This window comes from Flagellimonas lutimaris, assembly GCF_003581615.1.
Classification (GTDB): Bacteria; Bacteroidota; Bacteroidia; order Flavobacteriales; family Flavobacteriaceae; genus Flagellimonas; species Flagellimonas lutimaris.
Genome location: NZ_QXFH01000070.1, coordinates 828,049 through 848,459, shown reverse-complemented (window position 1 = coordinate 848,459; position 20,411 = coordinate 828,049). Strand labels below are relative to the sequence as shown.

The window sequence follows — 20,411 nt, the reverse complement described above, 5'->3', positions numbered from 1 at the left end:
GATATTACAGAACTTTAGGGAAAGTTATGGTAAAAGTGGTTCCAACATCCTTCTCACTCTCAACTTCTATTTTTCCATCCATGGCCTCCACTTGTGTCTTTACCAAATAAAGTCCAAAACCCTTGCCCTCAGTAGCACCGCTAAGTCTGCCATACATATCAAAAATCTTTCGCTCTTTTTCGGGGGTAAGTTCCATTCCTATACCATTATCGGAAAACTTCAATACAACTTCTTTATCATTTTCATCCGAAGCTATTTCAATAACCGCTGAAACTCCTTCCTTGGCATAATTTATCGCGTTAAGAATAAGGTTGTAAAAAACATTTACTACGTAGCTCTTTGCACCAAATACAATATTGGCTTTTGAAAAATTGGTTTCAATGGAAGCTCCATTTTTTGTGATTTCTTCTGATAGAAGCCCATTTACATCTTTCATTACATCCCCAAGAAGAACCTTCCTGAATTTTTCCTTGTCCGCAGCTTTTAACGCCAACGAATGATGAAGGTCCTTTATAGTCTGATCTAGAGCTTCTGTAGTATGCTCTATCTTTTTCATAATATCGTCGTTCATCTCATCCTTGCCCCAATCATATATTTTGGATAACATTAAAAGGTTAGAAATGGGGCCTCGCAAGTTATGGGATATAATTCGGACAAAATTTTGAAGCTCATGATTTTGTTCCACTATTTGCCTATTGGACAGTACATCTTTGGTAACCTCTTGGGTGGTACCACTCATCCTGTAAGGCTTGCCATTTTCATCGTAAAAAGCTCTGCCCTTTTGATGGACATACCTAATTTCTGCGTTACCCACCAAAATCCGATGGACAATATCATGTAATTTTTTTCCCTCGATACATTTATTTACATCTTCATTAAAAGCATCTCTGTCCTCCGGATGAATGATTTCCATTAATGACTCATAATTCGCTTTAAATGTTTCAGGATGCTTATCAAAGATTCTGAAAAGTTGGTCGGACCAGGTGATTTCGTTCTTTTTCATGTCCCAGTTCCAATGCCCAACATCGGCAACTTCTTGGGCCTCCCGATACTTTCTTTCACTTTCCCTTAATCGATGATTGTTGTTTACTTCTTGTGTAATGTCCTTTTGCCAGATACAACAACCAACTACATTTCCAAAGTGATTCATAAAAGGTTGGAAGGAAAACTCGTGCACCACTATTTTTCCGTTCTCCTCAAAAGTATGCTTTGATGTGGTTGCATAGCGATTTAGCGCCCTTTCACAACCTTGTTGACAGGGATTAAAGAAACTATCTGCCTTATATACCTCTTTAAGGTCTATACCCCTTTCAACATCTCCTAAACCATTCTGTTTAAGACGTGCCTTGAAGGACGTATTAAAAGCGGTAAGCTTGTAATCTTCATCCATTGCCCACACAAGGTCACCCCTATCTTCAACGATTTCAATTTTATTTTGAATAAAGGCGTGGTTCTGTTTCACAGTTCAAAAGTTATTCAGAATAAAATTAAGGGCCTTATATAAGTTAAGTAATAATTAAATATGTATCTTATTTATTGGCACTTTGCAGATAGTCCTCCAAATGCTCAATTTTTAACGGCTTTGTGATAAATTCCTTGACGTATTTCTCATACTTTTCAGCCTCTTCCTTATCCGCATCCGATTCCGAAGAAGTTACTAAAAGCACTTCATTGGATTCTGGAAAATCTTCGAGCATCATAAATTCCAAAAATTCAAAGCCACTCATCTCCGGCATATTGATATCCAATAAAATGAGTGTTTTAACTTTTGGGTCATCTCTAAACCTGAGATTATCAAGGGCCAGTTCCGGGTTGGTAAAACTCTTTACCCTATCTTCCATTCCCATTCTTCTAAAGTGAATCGCATTCACAGTATTCACTAGGTCTTCGTCGTCGACCAAATATATTTCCTTGTACATAGCGTTGTTGGTCAATTATTTTAGTTAGTTTCAGTTTGGTTTTCTCAAAAAATTGATAAATATCAATATTTTCTAATTAATAGAACTTAAATAACACTATTTTATTGTAAAATCAATAGTCATGATTAGTTGATAAACACCAGTGATATTTAAGGTCCCAATTACATTAAACCCGCCTTTCAACAAGGTTTATCGTAAATTTAACATTTTTCTTTTTATTCGTAAAAATCACTAAATATTTATTTTTTTATAATCTACCCTTTATTTTTTTATCATATTTAAAAAAATTGTCCAACTGAGTTAATTAAAATCTAAACGGGAAATATATGAGAGATGTAACTAGCAAAATACCCTTTTAGATTTTCATTTAAACAGTATTGATATATAATACCAAGGAAAACTTACGCAAGATGGAGGCTAAAGAGCAATTAATTATATTAAAAAAAGGCCCTTCAAATATTTGAAGGGCCTTTTTTGTGCGGGTGAAGGGAGTCGAACCCCCACGCCTTGCGGCACTAGATCCTAAGTCTAGCGTGTCTACCAATTCCACCACACCCGCGAAACGGAGTGCAAATATAAATCAATTTTCCGATTTGCAAATGTACTCCCTTTAAAAACTTGTTTTTTGTACTTTTAGGGTACTTTTAATTCATATATGAAAGACATAAATAATTACATCAGCACGAACAAGGACAGATTTATCAACGAGTTAATCGACCTGTTAAAAATCCCCTCCATCAGTGCTGACCCAGCTTATTCAAAAGATGTGTTGGAAACTGCTAAAGCCGTAAAGAAATCATTGGATGATGCAGGTTGTGAAAACACAGAAATTTGCGAGACTAAAGGCTATCCCGTGGTGTATGGTGACAAAATCATAGACCCTAATCTGCCAACCGTATTGGTTTATGGCCACTACGATGTACAGCCACCAGACCCCATTAATCTTTGGGATTCACCGCCTTTTGAGCCTATCATCAAGAAAACGGAATTACATCCTGATGGGGCCATTTTTGCTCGTGGAGCCTGTGATGATAAAGGTCAGTTCTTTATGCACGTAAAGGCTGTTGAGTATATGATCAAGAACAACACCTTGCCTTGCAATGTAAAGTTCATGATCGAAGGTGAAGAAGAGGTAGGAAGTGATAGTTTGGAGGATTTCCTAAAGGAAAACAGCGAAAAACTCAAAAACGATATTATTTTGATTTCCGATACCGGAATGATTACCAATGACACACCATCCATTACCACAGGTTTACGTGGACTTAGCTATGTTGAGGTAGAAGTGACTGGCGCCAACCGAGACCTGCATTCAGGTATTTATGGAGGTGCAGCACCAAACCCCATCAATGTTTTGGCAAAAATGATTGCTGAGCTGCATGATGAGAACAACCATATCACCATACCTGGTTTTTATGACAAAGTAGAAGTCATATCAGATGAGGAGCGTGCCGAAATGGCAAAAGCGCCTTTTGATTTGGAAGAGTATAAAAAAGCTCTGGATATTGATGATGTACATGGAGAAAAGGGATATTCAACATCTGAACGTTTTGGAATACGTCCAACTTTAGATGTTAATGGTATTTGGGGAGGTTACATGGGCGAAGGTGCAAAAACCGTAATCGCCAGTAAAGCCTACGCTAAAATTTCGATGCGATTGGTTCCCGATCAAGATTGGCACGAGATTACCGATTTGTTCACCAAGCATTTCAAATCACTTGCGCCCAAAAGCGTAAAAGTAAAAGTGACTCCTCACCACGGTGGGCAGGCATACGTAACACCGATTGAGAGCATTGGCTACCAAGCAGCTTCCAAAGCAATGGAAACTACCTTTGGAAAAACGCCAGTTCCACAACGAACAGGAGGAAGTATTCCGATCGTAGCACTTTTCGAGAACGTTTTTGACAGCAAAACCATCCTTTTAGGATTTGGATTGGACAGCGACGCCATCCACTCCCCTAACGAACATTTTGGAGTTTGGAACTTTTTAAAGGGAATTGAGACCATCCCTTATTTCTACAAATATTATACAGAGATGAAGGCCTAGAGTTTTTTAACGTATTTGGTAATAATAACGATTTGTTGACCATCTACCTTGCCTTCAATGTATTCAGCATTTTCGTAATCCAGGGAAATTCGTCTAACGGCGGTTCCCTGTTTTGCGACCATACTGGAACCTTTTACTTTTAAGTCCTTTACCAGTACAACGCTATCACCATTCTCCAAAATATTGCCGTTTACATCCCTGTGGATGATTTTTTCACTTTCTTCTTCCCCTTCTCCAGTTGCTTTGGCCCATTCCAAGGTTTCATCTTCCAAATACATCATATCCAAAAGATCTTGAGGCCACCCTTCGGACTTTAACCTGTTCAGCATACGCCACGCAACCACCTTTACGGCATCGTGCTCGCTCCACATACTATCATTCAAACAACGCCAATGATTGGAATCTGTGGTATCGGGATTTTCAATCTGACCAATGCAGGTGGAACACCCCAAAAGGCTTCCATCAACCCCGCCTGTGGAAACCGGAGGAACTTCATACACCTGTAAATTCTCTGTTGCCCCGCATAGTTCGCAAGTATTTCCGCTTCTGTTCTGTAAGTCCTCTAATAATCCCATGATATTCCAATTTGACGGCAAACTTAACATTTTAGGATATCATAATAACTTCTTCTCATCAAAAACATACTCTACATTTGTAGAATTAAAATTTTTATTCTATGTTTGTAGAACAATAATTGTAAAAGATTTGAAAATGCAGTTATCAAAATCCGAAGAGGAGTTAATGAACATTGTTTGGAAATTAAAAAAGGCCTTTATGAAAGACCTTTTGGATGCCTATCCAGAACCCAAACCTGCCACTACCACCGTAGCAACCCTTTTAAAACGTATGACGGACAAAGGTTTTGTAGCCTACAACAGTATAGGAAGAAGTAGGGAATACTATCCTTTGGTAAAGAAGAAGGATTATTTCTCCAAACATGTAAACGGGCTCATCAAAAACTTCTTTAACGATAGTGCCAGTCAATTTGCCTCTTTTTTTACCAAAGAAACCAACTTGAGCAAAAGTGAGTTGGAAGAATTGAAAAAATTGATCGACAACGAAATCAAAAAGAAGTAATTATGCTAGTCTTCCTTTTAAAATCTACAGCATGCCTAGCCATTTTTTTGGCCTTCTACAAGTTAGTCCTGGAAAAAGAAAGTGTACACAATTTTAAGCGATTTTTTCTTTTAAGTGCTCTAATTACCTCCTTTTTAATTCCCAATATTGTCTTTACCGAATATATTGAAATAGCAAAAAACACTGTATCTCAAAACTTAGCAAACACAAGCGGAACACCGGAAATTAATACTAACCAGCTAGTCGCCGAAGAATCCGCTTTCAACTGGGAAATTATGCTTTGGAGTATCTATGTACTTGGAGTTATTGCATTTGGAATCCGCTTTATCAGACACCTTACTCAAATTTGGTCACGTATCCGTCTTAATCCCAAGTTTAAGGAAAATTTTATTACAAGGGTTCTTTTAAAACAATCCATGCCTCCGCATACTTTTTTCAACTATATCTTTTTGAACAAAGAACAATTTGAGGAGCAAAACATTCCGCAGGAAGTCATTTTACACGAGGAAACCCATGCCAAACAACGACATAGTCTGGATATTCTCTTTATTGAAATAGCACAAGTACTATTATGGTTCAATCCTATTATCTACTTATTTAAGTCATCCATTAAACTGAACCACGAATTTTTGGCTGATAGGGCCGTAATCATCAAGAACAATAATCGTTCACAATATCAAAACACTATATTATCGTATTTATCACACGATAGCTTTAACAAAAATCAGTCAATCGGCATTGCGAATGCCATTAATTATTCATCAATCAAAAAACGTTTTACAGTCATGAAAACAAACACATCAAAAAAATCATTTGTATTCAGAAGCATGCTGCTTCTGCCCCTTATGGCCCTACTGTTATTCGGGTTTAGCGAGCATCGGGAAATTGCAAGGGAAATTCCAACGGACCACATTATTACAATGGATATTTTGGGTATTGAAACTGTGCAAATTCAGGATGAGGTTGTACATTTTAATGAAGTCGCTCAAGTTTTAAATCAAGAACACCTATCGACCTATGATCCTAAAAAAACCAAGGTTGAGATAAATGTCATCCAACCTGTATATCTAAATACCATAAACAATTTGTCCAAAAAAATAAGAACCACTGGCATTGATTTGATTGAGGTATTTGCCAATGAGGTGATTATGGAAGAAAGTCAGTTTCAAGAAAACGTTCCAATTACTCCGACCACAACAGTTTTGAATGCAAAACAAATGACAGTTGAAGGAATAGACAAGGCGCAAAAAGAACTTGTACAACCCTTTCCAGAGTCTTTGCCTCAAAATGCTGGTCAAAAAACCATCAACCCGATCAACATTAAAATCAACAAGAGTGGTCAGATATTGTTCCAAAAAGATTTGGTGCCCTTAAATGATTTAAAAGGAACACTTTCTAAAATTAACGATCATCTTTCTTTTGATGAACGTAAAAAAACACTACGCTCGGTAATCGAGGTTGACCAAAACACCCCAAAAAATATTATTGATCAGGTAGATCAAATTCTCGCCGAGCACGGTTCTGCCACCATTAATATTGTAGGGCCCAAAGTGCTTTATCAAGAGAGCGCTACGCGAGAGGAAATGAAGGAATACAATGCTTTGGCCAAAAAGTACAATGCAATGGACCGAAACCATATAATCATCAAAAAGAAAGAGGTAATGCGGTTAAAAGTGATTTATGGGAAAATGTCCAAAAAACAGCGTGAGGATGCGGAACCTTTTCCAAACTTTCCACCTGCACCACCTGCACCAGATGCTACAAAACCCCCAATGCCGCCCTCAGTTGTTAAAAACGTAAAAGCAATAAAACCTGTAGCACCACCTAGCCCACCCGCGCCAAAATCTCCTTTGGAACACGTTAAGGAAATGGCAGCCAAGGGAGCAGCTTTCACTTTGAATGGTAAGGAGATATCCGCTAAAAAAGCGATTGAAGTAATTCAAAATAATGATAAAATAAACATAGACACCAGGGGCTCCAAGGATAAAATACCAACTGTAAAACTTTCGGTAGATCCCATTGAAATAGATAACTAGACTCCTACTTCATACAATGTTAAAAGCCCCTTAATTGGGGCTTTTTATGTAACAAATCCACAAAAATTGCGTTCTAATAACCTATCAATCAAAGAGAACACACTATGTTACAACGCTTTTTTATCTTCTGCTCAGGAGCGGACACCCAAATTTTAGACACTTGTTCCAACGGGGAACGCAATAAGTACGCTGGTATCGGTGCCACGGTATTTTTTACCGCTGTAATGGCATTCATTGCTTCCGGTTATGCCCTTTACACGGTTTTCGACAACATATACACCTCCATTTTTTTTGGTTTGATTTGGGGTTTGCTCATTTTTAATCTGGACCGATATATTGTTTCTACCATTAAAAAGCGTGACAATTTTAAAGGAGAACTGCTCCAAGCAGCTCCACGGATAGTCTTGGCATTGATCATTGCCGTGGTGATTTCCAAACCTTTGGAGATGAAAATTTTTGAAAAGGAAATTAACCAAGTCCTTTTAGAAGAGAAGAATGCCTTGACCCTAAACAACAAGGAACAATTAGCGCTACAGTACACTCCAAAAATTGAAAGTCTTAACCAAGACATCACAAACCTGAAGACAGAAGTTACTACCAAAGAGGCTGAAACCAATGCCCTTTACAACACCTATATTTCCGAGGCTGAAGGCACCGCTGGTACAGGATTGTTGGGCAAAGGTCCCGTATACAAAGAAAAACGCGAAAAGCATGATGCAGCCTTGACGGAGCTCAACTCCTTGAAGGAGACCAACGCTACAAAAATTGAAAACATCGAAGCTCAAATTGCGGCTTTGCAAACTGATTACGATACGGCAGTTGCCAACTCCCAACCCATTATTGATGGTTTTGACGGACTGATGGCACGCATCAATGCCTTGGGAAAATTACCCTGGTTTCCATCATTTTTTATCTTTTTACTGTTCTTAGCAATTGAAACAGCTCCAATTATTGCCAAATTGTTGGCACCAAAAGGCGAATACGATTATAAGTTTGAAGAACAAGAAAGTGTGGTGGCTACGTGGGTAACCCAAAAAGTGGAGCAACGCAAATTATTGTTGTCTACCGATGGAGAAATCAACCAGCAAATCTATGCTGATATCAAAAACGAGGAAGAGCTCTACCGTTACAAAAAGCAAAAAGCAGAAGAACTGCTTCGACTGCAGGCAGACTCTTTTCACAATGTGCAGGTAAAAGGACTTTAATCCACAATACCCATATTTTTTAGTAGGAAAGATGCATTCATGTTTTGGCAAACCCCTTCTTTGAACTTGTAATCGAAGAACAGTTCCCCGTTTACAATCTGGGCATCAAAATATCGATTTTCTACCTCCGGAAGTTCATCGGCAAGGATGCACAGGCTTAAATCGTGGGTAGCCACCATTCCCGTAGACCCATTATTCACCAAACGCTCCACAAATTTTTTGGAACCTTCGGCCTTGTCCACGCTGTTTGTACCTTTCAGGATTTCGTCCAAAATCACAAAACAATCATCTTTTTCCAACTCCTCAACAATATACTTTAACCGTTTGAGCTCTGCATAAAAATAGGAGGTCTCATCCGCCAAAGAATCCGAAGAACGCATACTGGTCAACAAACGAACTGGAGCATATTTTACATCTTTTCCTTTTACGGGCAAACCCATGTTAGCCATTACTATTTGCAAAGCAACGGCTCTCAAAAAAGTACTTTTTCCAGCCATATTGGCCCCTGTCACGATACAAAAACGCCCCTTTCCTATTTCAAAATCGTTGAGGACATTCTTTTCGGGGTCCACCAATGGATGTCCAATTTCTTTTCCGCTTATAACAATATCTCCACCCACTAAACTAGGATAAGTATGATCAGGATGATTAAAGGCATAGGTGCCCAATGTGATGTAGGCATCAAATTGAGCAATGGCGGAAAACCAATTTTCCACCTCCTTACCGTATTTTGCTATCCAAGATTCAACTTTATAGGCATAAAATAGACTGTACAACCCGAGACCCTGACCAAAAAATGACACGATCAAGTTGAATTGCTGTTCCAACATCGTCATATTTTGGGAGAATCGTTTTAATATTTTAGATGTAGTTTCACCCTTGACTACTAATTTCTTTTGGAGTTCTTGCAGCAATTCCGAGCTAAAAGTATGTTCCTCCAGTTCGGAAATCAATCGTTGGTGCTGCTGGATGGTTTCCTGTGCCTCTGACACTTTTGCGGTAAATCCAATAATATTCTTGGCATATCGACCCACGATTCCCACGCCCAAAACATACCAAAACAAGACCAAACTTTCCGGTACCAAGCCCATAAAAGCCATACCAATCATTAAAATTGATAGCAAAGTAAAAATCAGAGGGACGATTCCCGCCCATTTCGGCATAAAGGATTTGTGATTTTTCAGCCAGTCGGAGACCACATCAGGGGATATTTTGGGTTGGGTTTCCCCAGCCAAAGCTGAAAAATGCTGTCGCCACTCGGGCAACTTGGTCAACTCTTGAATGGCTTCTTGTTTTTTGGCAATATCCTTTGGATATCCATCTAACAAAAGTTTCGAAAACACTTCCCGTCCCTGTCGCAAAATGGTTCTATTGGCGTATTGATAAAAAGACCCCCTTCCAAAAAGGTCCAAATCCTGCGCGTATGGGTGATTTGGTTTTAAGAACTCCTTTCCATCTGGTAAATCGTGGTAACGGCGATTCAAGATTTCCAATTCCGTTGTATTGATGGTTATAAGCCTTTCTAAATATTTTTTATGACGTTTTACATTACTGAATTGGTTTACCAAATAGAGAAATAATACAATTAAAAGAGGTATTATCACCACTAAGGCCGTAGAGCCCCAAAGCAAATAGATTGCAAACCAAAAAGCCACAAAAACAGAAAGTCTAAACGTGGCCAAAAGACCCAATCGTTTTTTTACTTGCTGATATTCTTGCTGATGTCTGTTCCGTTGAGATTCGTAAAAGCCTTTTAAATCTTCCATGTAATGTCAGCCTAAATTGTTAAGCTCTTGCTGAAGCTTTTTGGTTAATCCAGATACGACCAATCCGTAGGAATGGTCTACCAAATCTTTAATTAATTGAGGTGGAAGCTGTCCCAAGAATAAGGTGTTCCAATGCTTTTTACTCATATGGTAGCCAGGAATGATGGCTCCATCATATTCCTCCCGAAGCTCTTCCGATTTTTCTGGATCGCACTTTAAATTGCATTGGGGAGGAACCCGTTCCAAAGGAACTAAGGCAAACATCTTTCCCATTACCTTAAACACCAAAGTGTCGGCATCAAAAGGAAACTCCTCGGTCACCCCTTTTTTGGATAGGCAAAGCTCCCTAAGTTCTTCTACATTCATTGTTTGATTCCCTGAGAGTCGTAAACGATTACCTTTTCCCAAAGATCCTCGCATTCTTCAACAAATACCTTGTGCGGCGCTTCTTCTTGATAAGCGGCCTGATCTTCAGCAGATTCAAAAGAAAGAATCAAGGAGTAGGTAAAGGAATCATCCACAACATCGCGTATGGCCTTTGGAGGTGTACCAATGAATTTTGTTTTGGCATACTGGGAATTGTCCAGAAACTTGGTCAAGGATTTTTCAAAAGTAGTTCTGTCGGCATGACTATCTGGATTTTTAAACCAGAAATACACCACATGCGCATACGTGTGGTCAAAATTATTGTCCATATCGGTTTTGATTTGTACACAACTGGTGGCAAATACACCCACCAAAAGCAAGGTTATGATTTTTGTTTTCATGTTTACTTTTCTATAGATTGTTTTTCACTATTTGATATTTCCAAGGCAGAATAATCCAATGTCCACCCGATGGTCTCAACAATTTTCTCCACAACCAAAACGGCCTGCAAAGCTTCATTTCGAGCGGTTTCCATCAACCCGCTCTCTGGTATTCTTTTTTTGATATGCTCTTTAGCCTCTTGGTTGAGATTGGTTAGATCTGTGGGCGAAAAACTATTGAAGATACCATTTTTGATATCGTAAAACTGTAAATCAGGCTCAATGGACAATACTTCTGGCTCTGGAAAATGACTCAATATTATTTTCTTTTTATCGTTTTCTGCCTTCAGATCAAGCTTATTCAAATCGTATCCGATATGCGCTTTGGCCTTGATGATAATCAGTGCCTTCTTCTTGCTACGGAACAAACTCATAAAACTGTCCTTGGTATTTTCGTAGTGATAGATCTCGGCAAAATCACCTTCAACAGAAACCAATTTGCATACGCTCCGTATTTTATTCAAGATTACGGTGGATTGCTCTTCGGTTATCTCTTTGTTTTTCTTTTTTCGGAACAAGGAAAAGACCCAATACATTAATATTGCACCTAAAATCAATCCCAAAACTATGTCTACTGCTTCACCCATGTTATTTACCTATTTCACCCAAATGGGTAAACTTAAATCCTTTATCATACTTTAATCCATAGCCTAACATTCTGTCCAAAGACGAGTGCGAGAACAAAATCACACCAATTAACTGACATAAAGGTATTGAAAAGTAGATACCAGCAAGGTAAATTAGTATGGCCAAGCCTTTATGATGAAATAAATTATAGGAAAGGGCACCCACTTTATTTCCGAAAAGATAACCGACCATGCCAATATCCGGAGTTAAAATCAAAACCAAAAACCACCACCAGGCATAATCCAATACACTAAAAAGATAAATGCCCAATGAAAGCATCATTACCTCTTCTAACTTAAGTATTGTTTTCATCTACTTATCTTCAATTTTATAAAGAACCGGTCTACTTGGGCTAGCATCGTTCTCAAAAGGTGCCACTTGAAGGTTCAGAAAATAAGTGCCGTCCTCCACAGGGTTGGGCACATAAATAAACTCGGTAATGGTAGCTTTTGTTCTTCGTTTTCCACCCATATTCCAAAAAGCTTTATGCGCCAATAGTTCTCCGCCGTCCCTTTCCTTGTCCACAGATGGCAAATCGATAAGCAAATGCTCTACCTCTTTTTTAACCAAATACTTGGCGGCTTCCTCCATCAAATAAGGTGGATTTGAATCCGAATATTTTTTAGAACGCTTATAATCCAGATTGGGAATGGTCCGAATGACCACAGCCTGTCTTTTTTTGTTTCCCAAAGCGTACTTTATTTGCTTTTCTGATATGACAAAATCATCTCCCTTTTGTTCGGGAGCTACGGTAATTACCTCGGCCAAAAAGAAAAACTTCTTCAGTTTTTTATTGATGGAATTGAACTCCTCAGATATATGTCCCAAACATTCGGTATGCGTTACATGCGAATGCGGATTGAACCAAATATCATTGAAATTTACCGGAGCTCCCTCAGAAACTTTTCCCACAAAGCCATCTTGTTTGTGCGGTGCAATTTTTGGTGGGTCCAAATACCAAGCATTCACATTTTTATCTCCATCCTGCAAAGCAATGGAGATATCAAGAGGTTTGGTCAGGTCTATTTTATAGTTTCGAGAGTTGTGTTTTATTGAGGCTATCAAATTTTGTTACTTTTTGTTTTCCCAACTCGATTGAGAATCTATTCTACTTCATGGACACCTGTTTTCACAGAAATGACAATTTACTACTTTAAATTAACCATAAAAAGGTCGGAAGCAATTCCATCGGTTAAAAACTTGCCTTTTTTTGTAGTGAGCAATTTTCCACCTTCCAGAACCAGAAAATCCTGCTCCAGAAATTTAGCCGCTTGTTGGTTGAGATATTTAAGATAATTCTCTCCAAATTCCGATGCTATCCTATCCAAATCCACGCCCCAAATGGTTCGTAGGCCTGTCATCACATACTCGTTGTATCTGTCCGTTTTGGAAAGGGTTTCAATTTCCGAAGGCAATTCACCTTCGTTTATTTTTTTGATATAGGTTGGATTGTTTCTGATGTTCCAACTTCTTTGTTTGCCATCAAAAGAATGGGCCGATGGGCCAACCCCCAAATAGGTTTTGCCCAACCAGTAGGCTGTGTTGTTCTGGGAAAAAAATCCGGGTTTGCCAAAATTGGAGATTTCATAATTTACAAAACCTTCGGCTTCCAACATATCTGCCAGAATATGGAACTGTTCCTGTGCCTGTTCATCATCGACATTGTGAACGACTCCTTTTTCAATGAATTTTTTAAGGGCGGTTCGGGGTTCCACCGTCAATGCATAGCTGGAAATGTGCGGAAGTCCAAAATCCAACGCCTTCTGGATGTTGGATTTCCAGCGTTCGTTGTCCATTCCGGGGATTCCGTAAATCAAATCTATGGTGATGTTATCAAAATACTGCATAGCTGCTTGGATACATTGTTCCGCTTCACCTGCATTGTGGGCACGGTTCATCAACTTTAAATCTTCATCAAAAAAAGATTGAATACCTATACTGAGACGGTTGATACCAACATTTTTGTATTCCAAAAAGAAATCTCTCGACTCCGCTCGAGATGACACCAGATCATCGGGATTGGCTTCTAAAGTGATTTCTGGGCGGTCAATTACTTTGTAATTGTCATATACCGCTTGGATCAATCGCTCCATTTCTTCCAAGGTAAGAACCGATGGGGTGCCTCCTCCAAAATAAATGGTTTCCACTTGATCATCCACCTCAGCTTTGCGCAATACCAGCTCCTTGACAATAGCATTGACCATAGCTTCCTTTTTTCCCAATTGCGTGGAAAAATGAAAATCACAGTAATGGCAAGCTTGCTTGCAAAAAGGAATGTGGATATAAATTCCGCTCATTCAATCAATGATCAATTAACAGTTAGCAATGAACAATTATTATTTTTTGATTCTTGATTCATTCTGCTTTACAAAAGCCTCCCAGCCTGTGTAGCTTTTTCCGACCTCAACCCTACCTTCGTTGTAGAAATGACAAACTGCGGCAGCCAAACCGTCTGTGCTATCTAAATTTTTAGGCAATGACTTTAATTTTAGGACACTCTGAAGCATTTTTGCCACTTGCTCTTTGCTAGCATTCCCATTCCCTGTGATGGCCATTTTTATCTTTTTGGGCATATACTCGGTAATCGGAATTTCTCTGGATAACCCAGCGGCCATCGCCACTCCTTGGGCGCGGCCCAATTTCAGCATCGACTGCACATTTTTTCCATAAAAAGGAGCTTCAATCGCAATTTCATCTGGGTGATAGGTATCGATAAGTTCTATGGTGCGCTCAAAAATAAGTTTGAGCTTTACATAGGGATCATCATACTTTCGGAGCATCAACTCGTTCATTTGCACAAAGTGCATTTGTTTGTTGATCACCTTGATGATACCGAAACCCATAATGGTGGTTCCAGGATCTATGCCCAATATAATTTTTTCTGTTGCCAAATTAATAGGTGTTTAGTACCAGCGGAAGCCTAAAACGCAAGCTTACCGGGTTTCCTCTCTTTAATGCAGGTGCTACGGTGGTCAAATCGTTCAAACGTTCGGAGATTTTGGTATTGAAATCCGAGATTTCATTGAGCACGGATGTCTTTTCCTCCACGTTCAACACGGAAATAAAACCGTGTTCATCAATAAGAAAATCAATATAGACCGTATCGTTCATATCGTTTCGAACCTGAAATTTGAGTCCTGCCAACGCTTCGGAAAAATACTCGGTGATCACGTTTTGAAAGCACTCCTGCTGGGCATCTTTGGGTGCGGTTTCGTCGCAATCCTCAAAAAGGGGGTATTGGTCCACATCGTTCCAATCGATGGCCAAAAGTTCCTCATTCACCAATTTTTGGGTCTTGTCCTCCTTGGACTCGAACAGCTCGCAGGATACGAGCAAACCCATAAAAATGATTAACAAAACAAACTTCTGCATGACAGCCCCGATAATTTGGCTGAAATTACGATATTTTGAAGAAATCAGTTGCCGACAAAATGGATTTCCTCTTTTATCTCGGTGATACGGTTTTTGACCCACTCCTTCAGCCAAGGAACCAAATCAGGGTACATTTCGAGTAACTTTTCATAATAGTTCAGTCGAGTTTTGGGATCCTTGTAGTATTCGTCCGCCAAGAGACAGACTTGATAATAATTGTAATAATTATCCTTGTTCTCCTCCCAAGCCTTTACATAGTAATCCAGCGATTTTTTGGTCTGTCCCCTCAATCGCGCTATGCGACCCAGGCTTGCATATTCCTGCGGAAAGAAAGCCTTGCTCTCCTTGATGGATTTTTCGATGTAGTATTGCGCACTGTCCAACTCCTTTTCCTTGAAGTATACCTCGCCCAGACCTGAGTAGGCAACCGCCAGCTTATCAGGAAATTTGCTCAATTTGTGGTAGGTTTTCAATGCTTTTTCCGGTTCCCAGTTTCGAAAATAACAATAGGCGAGCTTTTCGAAAACAAAAGGTTTCTCCTCGCCCAATTCCAACAATCGCTCAAAATGGGGAATGGCGAATTGGAATTGTCCGTTGTTGTAAAAAGCCAACGCCTTCAAGTTGATCATGGCCACATCATCTTCATAAAACCGTAGGCCTTTGTCTATATAAACCAGTGCAGAATCCTTGATTTCTTGACCCACATAATATTTGCCCAGGGCATATAAACTTCGTAAATGGGTACTGTCCATTTCCACAGCGTTCTTGAATGCCTGGTTCGCTTTGTCAGTTTCTTTAAAAGATTCATAAGTTCTGCCCAAATAATAGAAATACTCAGGATTTTCTTGTTTTAAAGAAACCAACGTTTTGAATGCTTCCATTGCAGACTCATATTTTTTGGTTTTAAGCAACAACTTGCCCAGCTCGAACCGAGCTAAATCCAATTCAGGTTTTTTATCCAAAATAGCCCTGTATTGGGCAATGGCCTTATCATAATTGCCTATAGCATTGTAGGCCCGAGCAATTTGGATACTCGATTTATCATTACCAACCTTAGCATACTCATTAATGGCCATGGCATAATTTCCCAAAACGTACAGACTATCCGCAACGACCAAAGCCGATGTTTGCGCACCGGCTTTAAAAAGTATCAACAGAAAGAGAACAAATATCTTCTTCAAGATATAGGCCTATTTTAATTTAAAAGTAATAGGAATGGAAAAAATCACGTCTGCAGGTTTTCCATCCTGTTTGGCGGGTTCCATTTTGGGTAATCTTGTAATTATTCGTTGGGCTTCCGCTTCCAAAATTGGACTTGGCCCCTTTGATTTGATATCCACTATATCGCCCTCTGCATTTATACCAAACATAATGGCCACTCTACCTTGAATTCCTTGTTCTTGTGCTTCTTCAGGATATCTAAAATGTTTACGTACATGATTTTGTACGTTTTCCAAAAAGCAAGCTCGCTTGTCCGTAGCATCTTCACATCCTGGAAAAACAGGAGCCTCATCAATCGCCGTAAACGGAACCCAACCATCTCCGCGATCACCAAACTTTTGAATTTCTTTATTGATGGCTTGGTCACCATCGTCAAGCTTAAAGGTTATCGGAATGGAGAAAGGTACGTTAACAACTTCACCTTCATGCTTTCCTGGTTTCATTTGCGGTAGTTTGGCCAAGATGCGTTCAGTTTCTTTTTCCAAAAGCTCATGCGGCCCCCTCATTTTGATGTCCACTACATTTCCTTCTACATCAATTATAAAAATTGCACTTACCCTACCCTGGATACCTTGCTCTTGAGCCGCTTCGGGATAATGGAAGTTTTTACGTATATGCGCCTGAATTTTTTCTTGAAAACAGGCTCTTTTGTCTTCAGCATTTTCGCACCCAGGAAATATCGGCACTTCGTCAATAACCCCAAATGGAATCTCGTTCGCACTAGTCAAGGAGACTCCTTCTTCCGGTTCAAACTCATTATCTTCCTTATTTGTCACGCAGGAAGTGTAGACCAACATTCCTAAAATAATGGGCAACAACAATATATACTTTAACTGCCAAACGGCTTTCGACTTCTTTTTTTGTAACATGACTATTCGCTTTTTGATTAGTGATTTATTGAAAAATTGATTGACAAAACTGATGTTCTGCGTATGGAATGCTTCGGACAACAGCATTTCAAAATGGGCGGTTTTATTTTGTTTGACGGCTTTTTCATCGGCAATGAATTCATGAAGCTCCGCAAGCCTATTCTGGTAGATATACACCAAAGGATTGAACCAGAAGACGATTCGGGCCAACTCAAAAAAGAGCAAGTCCAAAGAATGCCATTGTTTTACATGCACCAGTTCGTGGGCCAGGATATTGGCCTCGTTGTCCTTTTTGATTTCTTCTCCCATAAAAATATTTCGGAAAAAAGAAAAGGCCGAGGTGCTTTTGGGCACTATGACTTTTGTGAATTCTTGATAATGTTCAACAGCACTTTTATTACGAAGTCTTACTATCTGAATCAATTTGTAGGCAAACCATATGCAGGCCAACATACTCCCGACACCCAAAACCAAATATGGCCAAGGCATACGTTCCAGAAAACCGGTTTCTTCTACGCCTGGGCCAAGCACCACTCCGTTCAACTGTGCAAGAAACACCGTTGTGGGTTCCAACTCTTGGGGCATGGAAGTTTGTAGAGCCTCAATCTTTACCCAAGGCAATATGAGGGAAAGGGCAAATGTGCCCAACAGATATGCTCGATTCCATTGAAAAAAGGTCTCTTTCTTTAGAAAAAGGTCGTAAGCCAGCAAAAAGACCAGTTGAAATGCTAAGGATTCTAATATATAGGTAATCATTACTCTTTGTCTTTGATGTTCTTCATTATGTCTTCCAGTTCTTTCAAGCTGATATCGTTCTTCTTCATAAAAAAGGACACCATGCTGGAAAATGATCCTTGGAAATATCCATCCATCAATTTATTAAGGCTCTGATTGCTGTACTCTTCTTTTTTCATCAATGGAAAATACACATGTCCCTTCCCAACTTTTTCGTGGGATACAAAACCTTTGTCCTCCAAAATCCGAACAATAGTGGATACTGTATTATATGCCGGTTTAGGTTCCGGCAACTCCTCCAAAATTGAGGCTACGTTGCCTTTTTCAATTTTCCAAAGGAGCTGCATTACCTCTTCTTCTGCCTTGGTGAGTTGTTTCATTTTTAACTAATTTTTTAGTTCAATACGAAACAAATATAACTAAATATTTAGTTTAAACTAATTTTTTAGTTGAAAAATAGGTTAAAAATCCCCCAGTGTAGTATTCTGGAGGATAGTTGTTTAAAAAGTAACGGTAACCTTTCCTCTTAGATAAAAAGGTGTACCGGGTGTAAAATGAATCTCCTCAAAAGAATTCGGTTCATTGAATAAACGGCTTTCTGTCGCGAACTGTGTTTCGTTCCATTCGGTATCGAACAGGTTTTCTACAATCAAGCCAAAGGTCCAGTTGTTTACACTATAGTTAAGGGTTACATCGGCGACAAAATAGCCTTCGGCCACAATAGAATTGTCCTCGTTGGCGGGTCTGTCATCAATATATCGGCAACTAAGTCCTCCTGAAAAGCCTTGACTGCCTCCCAAAGTCACACCACCTGCCATCGTAAAATCGGGTGCCAGAGGAATGTAATCTTGTCCATCGGCGGCTTCAGTGCTACGGACTTGGGTGTAATTGGCATCAGAATACAAATAAAGCCAATCTAATGGCTGGTACCTCGCTCCCACTTCAAGTCCCATTCTTCGGGTTTTTCCACTAGGCTCCACAATCCCGGCATCCCCTACGTATACAAACTCTTGATCCAAGAACAGGGTCCACAAAGTGGCATTCAACACCAACTTATTTACTGGTTTTATAATGGTTCCCAAATCCACTCCGTAAGCGGCAGGTAGAATTTCTTCGCCTTCGTTCGCCACCACAACTCTAGTGTCGTTAGAGTGAAATCCAATTCCTGTTTTCAAGAAAATTTGGGTGTTTTCTGTTGGACTATAAATGGTATTGAACTTAGGACTAAAAGCCACCTTTTCTTCACTACGGCTATCGTACAGTTCACTCATTTTGTCAATGTAATCGAACCTAAAATAGTCCAAACGAACGGCTGGCTCAAAAGTAAATTGCCCTGATTTGAATTCGGCTCCCGCAAATGCGTAGCTGTTTACTTCATCGATATCACCATAAGCCAAACGCTCCAACAATTCTTGACGGTTCAGCGTATGTGATAATTGGTTATCGTCCACATTGTCGTATCTAAAACCAATTCCTGCGTTGTATTTGAACCCCATGTCTCCCAAACTGGCAGAATTGTTCTGAAAAACGGTTTTCGCCCCTGCCATTAATCGGTCTTCAAACTGTTTGATCTGATCTCCGTTCACGGGGTCTTCCAAGAAAAAGGTGAAGTTGGAGTACAATTCAAAGTCGTAATGGGAAACAAAAGCCATTGTATTGAGTGATTTACCAGCACCCAAGTTTTTGCTGTGATTCAATACAAAATTGGTTCGGCTCGTTTGTCCGCCCTCGGTATCGTCAATAGCGCCAAATCGACCAATCAATCCTTGATCTACCGCTCTTTGCGGTATTTGTCCTGATGCATCCCATTTACTTGTAAAGTGTGATGCGGTCAACAGCAACTCTTGATCACCTGGCAACGCGTATCGGTATCTTCCCAAAATATTGATACGATTAAAGTTTTGTGGTGACTCAAACGGACCATCCGTTAAATATAACTCGGAAGCTAAGTACGCATTGCTGTTTTGATTGTCCAAAACATTGAGCATCCCCATAAATCTTCGTGTTCCAAATTGCCCTGCTTCGGTGGACAACATACTCTTGTCCAAGCTTTTTCTCAATTTTAGGTTTACATAACCAGCCGTGTTAAAGTTTCCTTGATCGGCATAATAAGGTCCTTTTCCAAAGTTTACGTTTTCAATGGTTTCCGGAATCACAAAGTGAAGATCGGCATATCCCTGCCCGTGTGCGTGGGATACCATGTTCACGGGCATACCGCCTACATTAATGGCCACATCGGTACCGTGATCCACGTCAAAACCGCGTAAAAATATCTGCTCGGCCTTTCCTCCTCCAGCGTGTTGACCGATAATAAGGCCAGGAACCTTCCTCAAAATTTCTTGTGATGATTTTACGGGATTAGTTTTCACATCCACATCTACTATCCTGCTCAAAGCATCCACCTTTGACACCAAAACTACTTGGTCCAAAGAAATAGAACTCTCTTCAAGAACTATGGTCAACGGATTTTGTAAATCCGCTTGATTCACCACTCGGGTTTGCGTGGCATATCCCAATCTTGAAAAATAAATTGTATCCTTTACCGAGGTTCTATCCAGAACAAACTGCCCTGTGCCATCGGTATGGCTGTGTTGACCACTGGTCTTGTTAAAAATACCAGCGTCTTCCAATGGAGAACCAGTTTCATCTACCAGCTTTCCCTTTATGTTTTGTGCTGCGATTGTGCCCATGAACAGCATGGACAATGTCGCCATAAAATATTTCATGTCGTTGT

General features: G+C 39.7%; 20 protein-coding genes and 1 tRNA gene. 4 read left to right on the top strand and 17 right to left on the bottom strand.

From position 1 onward, the window contains the following. Positions 1–4: 4 nt before the first annotated feature. The 3 genes from D2V08_RS08255 to D2V08_RS08245 all read right to left on the bottom strand — a co-directional run bounded on the left by D2V08_RS08255 (position 5) and on the right by D2V08_RS08245 (position 2,478). Positions 5–1,462 (bottom strand): sensor histidine kinase, encoded by a 1,458-nt coding sequence (locus D2V08_RS08255; RefSeq protein WP_119607557.1) that lies wholly within the window; start codon positions 1,460–1,462, stop codon positions 5–7. Between the two features lie 67 nt (positions 1,463–1,529). Then, a complete protein-coding gene (locus tag D2V08_RS08250; RefSeq protein WP_119607752.1) occupies positions 1,530–1,919 on the bottom strand; it encodes a response regulator in 390 nt (129 codons plus the stop codon). 477 nt (positions 1,920–2,396) lie between these two features. After that, positions 2,397–2,478, bottom strand: a tRNA-Leu gene (locus D2V08_RS08245). A gap of 96 nt (positions 2,479–2,574) precedes the next feature. Between D2V08_RS08245 and D2V08_RS08240 the strand changes: the two genes are divergently transcribed. Further along, the gene (locus tag D2V08_RS08240; RefSeq protein WP_119607556.1) at positions 2,575–3,963 is read left to right on the top strand and encodes a dipeptidase; all 1,389 of its coding nucleotides are present in this window, start codon (positions 2,575–2,577) and stop codon (positions 3,961–3,963) included. Here D2V08_RS08240 and D2V08_RS08235 read toward each other — a convergent pair. Continuing rightward, the gene (locus D2V08_RS08235) at positions 3,960–4,538 is read right to left on the bottom strand and encodes a PhnA domain-containing protein (RefSeq protein WP_119607751.1); all 579 of its coding nucleotides are present in this window, start codon (positions 4,536–4,538) and stop codon (positions 3,960–3,962) included. The genes D2V08_RS08240 and D2V08_RS08235 overlap by 4 nt on opposite strands. 136 nt (positions 4,539–4,674) lie before the next feature. Here D2V08_RS08235 and D2V08_RS08230 point away from each other — a divergent pair, with 136 nt between their 5' ends. From D2V08_RS08230 to D2V08_RS08220, 3 genes are all read left to right on the top strand, one after another. Continuing rightward, positions 4,675–5,040, top strand: coding sequence for a BlaI/MecI/CopY family transcriptional regulator (locus D2V08_RS08230; protein ID WP_119607555.1), 366 nt, complete (start codon positions 4,675–4,677; stop codon positions 5,038–5,040). A gap of 2 nt (positions 5,041–5,042) precedes the next feature. Next, the gene (locus D2V08_RS08225) at positions 5,043–7,076 is read left to right on the top strand and encodes a M56 family metallopeptidase (protein ID WP_119607554.1); all 2,034 of its coding nucleotides are present in this window, start codon (positions 5,043–5,045) and stop codon (positions 7,074–7,076) included. Positions 7,077–7,180: 104 nt separating this feature from the next. Further along, on the top strand, positions 7,181–8,281 hold the full coding sequence (locus D2V08_RS08220) for a DUF4407 domain-containing protein (protein WP_119607553.1): 1,101 nt from the start codon (positions 7,181–7,183) through the stop codon (positions 8,279–8,281). Here the strand turns inward: D2V08_RS08220 and D2V08_RS08215 are convergent. From D2V08_RS08215 to D2V08_RS08155, 13 genes are all read right to left on the bottom strand, one after another. Continuing rightward, positions 8,278–10,047 (bottom strand): MutS-related protein, encoded by a 1,770-nt coding sequence (locus tag D2V08_RS08215; protein WP_119607552.1) that lies wholly within the window; start codon positions 10,045–10,047, stop codon positions 8,278–8,280. The genes D2V08_RS08220 and D2V08_RS08215 overlap by 4 nt on opposite strands. 6 nt (positions 10,048–10,053) lie before the next feature. Then, complete coding sequence (locus tag D2V08_RS08210; protein ID WP_119607551.1) at positions 10,054–10,413, bottom strand: MmcQ/YjbR family DNA-binding protein; 360 nt, start codon at positions 10,411–10,413, stop codon at positions 10,054–10,056. Next, complete coding sequence (locus tag D2V08_RS08205; RefSeq protein ID WP_119607550.1) at positions 10,410–10,814, bottom strand: Dabb family protein; 405 nt, start codon at positions 10,812–10,814, stop codon at positions 10,410–10,412. The genes D2V08_RS08210 and D2V08_RS08205 overlap by 4 nt, the downstream gene beginning before the upstream one ends. A 2-nt stretch (positions 10,815–10,816) precedes the next feature. Beyond that, complete coding sequence (locus D2V08_RS08200; RefSeq protein WP_119607549.1) at positions 10,817–11,440, bottom strand: DUF4230 domain-containing protein; 624 nt, start codon at positions 11,438–11,440, stop codon at positions 10,817–10,819. A gap of 1 nt (position 11,441) precedes the next feature. Continuing rightward, positions 11,442–11,792, bottom strand: coding sequence for a DUF4260 domain-containing protein (locus tag D2V08_RS08195; protein WP_119607548.1), 351 nt, complete (start codon positions 11,790–11,792; stop codon positions 11,442–11,444). Beyond that, complete coding sequence (locus D2V08_RS08190) at positions 11,793–12,545, bottom strand: cyclase family protein (protein ID WP_119607547.1); 753 nt, start codon at positions 12,543–12,545, stop codon at positions 11,793–11,795. It lies immediately after the preceding gene. 83 nt (positions 12,546–12,628) lie between these two features. Continuing rightward, the gene (gene hemW, locus D2V08_RS08185; protein ID WP_119607546.1) at positions 12,629–13,777 is read right to left on the bottom strand and encodes a radical SAM family heme chaperone HemW; all 1,149 of its coding nucleotides are present in this window, start codon (positions 13,775–13,777) and stop codon (positions 12,629–12,631) included. A gap of 39 nt (positions 13,778–13,816) precedes the next feature. Next, complete coding sequence (gene ruvC / locus D2V08_RS08180; protein WP_119607545.1) at positions 13,817–14,371, bottom strand: crossover junction endodeoxyribonuclease RuvC; 555 nt, start codon at positions 14,369–14,371, stop codon at positions 13,817–13,819. 1 nt (position 14,372) lies between these two features. Then, positions 14,373–14,852 carry a hypothetical protein gene (locus D2V08_RS08175; RefSeq protein WP_119607544.1) on the bottom strand — a complete coding sequence of 160 codons (480 nt, stop codon included), beginning with the start codon at positions 14,850–14,852 and terminating at the stop codon, positions 14,373–14,375. A 44-nt stretch (positions 14,853–14,896) separates the two neighbouring features. Continuing rightward, positions 14,897–16,033 (bottom strand): tetratricopeptide repeat protein, encoded by a 1,137-nt coding sequence (locus D2V08_RS08170; RefSeq protein ID WP_119607543.1) that lies wholly within the window; start codon positions 16,031–16,033, stop codon positions 14,897–14,899. 9 nt (positions 16,034–16,042) lie between these two features. Then, positions 16,043–17,698 (bottom strand): M56 family metallopeptidase, encoded by a 1,656-nt coding sequence (locus tag D2V08_RS08165; RefSeq protein ID WP_119607542.1) that lies wholly within the window; start codon positions 17,696–17,698, stop codon positions 16,043–16,045. Beyond that, a complete protein-coding gene (locus tag D2V08_RS08160; protein WP_119607541.1) occupies positions 17,698–18,057 on the bottom strand; it encodes a BlaI/MecI/CopY family transcriptional regulator in 360 nt (119 codons plus the stop codon). The genes D2V08_RS08165 and D2V08_RS08160 overlap by 1 nt, the downstream gene beginning before the upstream one ends. A 120-nt stretch (positions 18,058–18,177) precedes the next feature. After that, the gene (locus D2V08_RS08155; protein WP_119607540.1) at positions 18,178–20,403 is read right to left on the bottom strand and encodes a TonB-dependent receptor; all 2,226 of its coding nucleotides are present in this window, start codon (positions 20,401–20,403) and stop codon (positions 18,178–18,180) included. Positions 20,404–20,411 lie beyond the last annotated feature (8 nt).

Coding starts and splice junctions, on each gene's coding strand:
- D2V08_RS08165 (WP_119607542.1), bottom strand. CDS start 17,698: ATGATTACCTATATATTAGAATCCTTAGCATTTCAACTGGTCTTTTTG.
- D2V08_RS08175 (WP_119607544.1), bottom strand. CDS start 14,852: ATGCAGAAGTTTGTTTTGTTAATCATTTTTATGGGTTTGCTCGTATCC.
- D2V08_RS08155 (WP_119607540.1), bottom strand. CDS start 20,403: ATGAAATATTTTATGGCGACATTGTCCATGCTGTTCATGGGCACAATC.
- hemW (WP_119607546.1), bottom strand. CDS start 13,777: ATGAGCGGAATTTATATCCACATTCCTTTTTGCAAGCAAGCTTGCCAT.
- D2V08_RS08200 (WP_119607549.1), bottom strand. CDS start 11,440: ATGGGTGAAGCAGTAGACATAGTTTTGGGATTGATTTTAGGTGCAATA.
- D2V08_RS08230 (WP_119607555.1), top strand. CDS start 4,675: ATGCAGTTATCAAAATCCGAAGAGGAGTTAATGAACATTGTTTGGAAA.
- D2V08_RS08250 (WP_119607752.1), bottom strand. CDS start 1,919: ATGTACAAGGAAATATATTTGGTCGACGACGAAGACCTAGTGAATACT.
- D2V08_RS08235 (WP_119607751.1), bottom strand. CDS start 4,538: ATGGGATTATTAGAGGACTTACAGAACAGAAGCGGAAATACTTGCGAA.
- D2V08_RS08215 (WP_119607552.1), bottom strand. CDS start 10,047: ATGGAAGATTTAAAAGGCTTTTACGAATCTCAACGGAACAGACATCAG.
- D2V08_RS08195 (WP_119607548.1), bottom strand. CDS start 11,792: ATGAAAACAATACTTAAGTTAGAAGAGGTAATGATGCTTTCATTGGGC.
- D2V08_RS08210 (WP_119607551.1), bottom strand. CDS start 10,413: ATGAATGTAGAAGAACTTAGGGAGCTTTGCCTATCCAAAAAAGGGGTG.
- D2V08_RS08205 (WP_119607550.1), bottom strand. CDS start 10,814: ATGAAAACAAAAATCATAACCTTGCTTTTGGTGGGTGTATTTGCCACC.
- D2V08_RS08240 (WP_119607556.1), top strand. CDS start 2,575: ATGAAAGACATAAATAATTACATCAGCACGAACAAGGACAGATTTATC.
- D2V08_RS08160 (WP_119607541.1), bottom strand. CDS start 18,057: ATGAAACAACTCACCAAGGCAGAAGAAGAGGTAATGCAGCTCCTTTGG.
- D2V08_RS08225 (WP_119607554.1), top strand. CDS start 5,043: ATGCTAGTCTTCCTTTTAAAATCTACAGCATGCCTAGCCATTTTTTTG.
- D2V08_RS08220 (WP_119607553.1), top strand. CDS start 7,181: ATGTTACAACGCTTTTTTATCTTCTGCTCAGGAGCGGACACCCAAATT.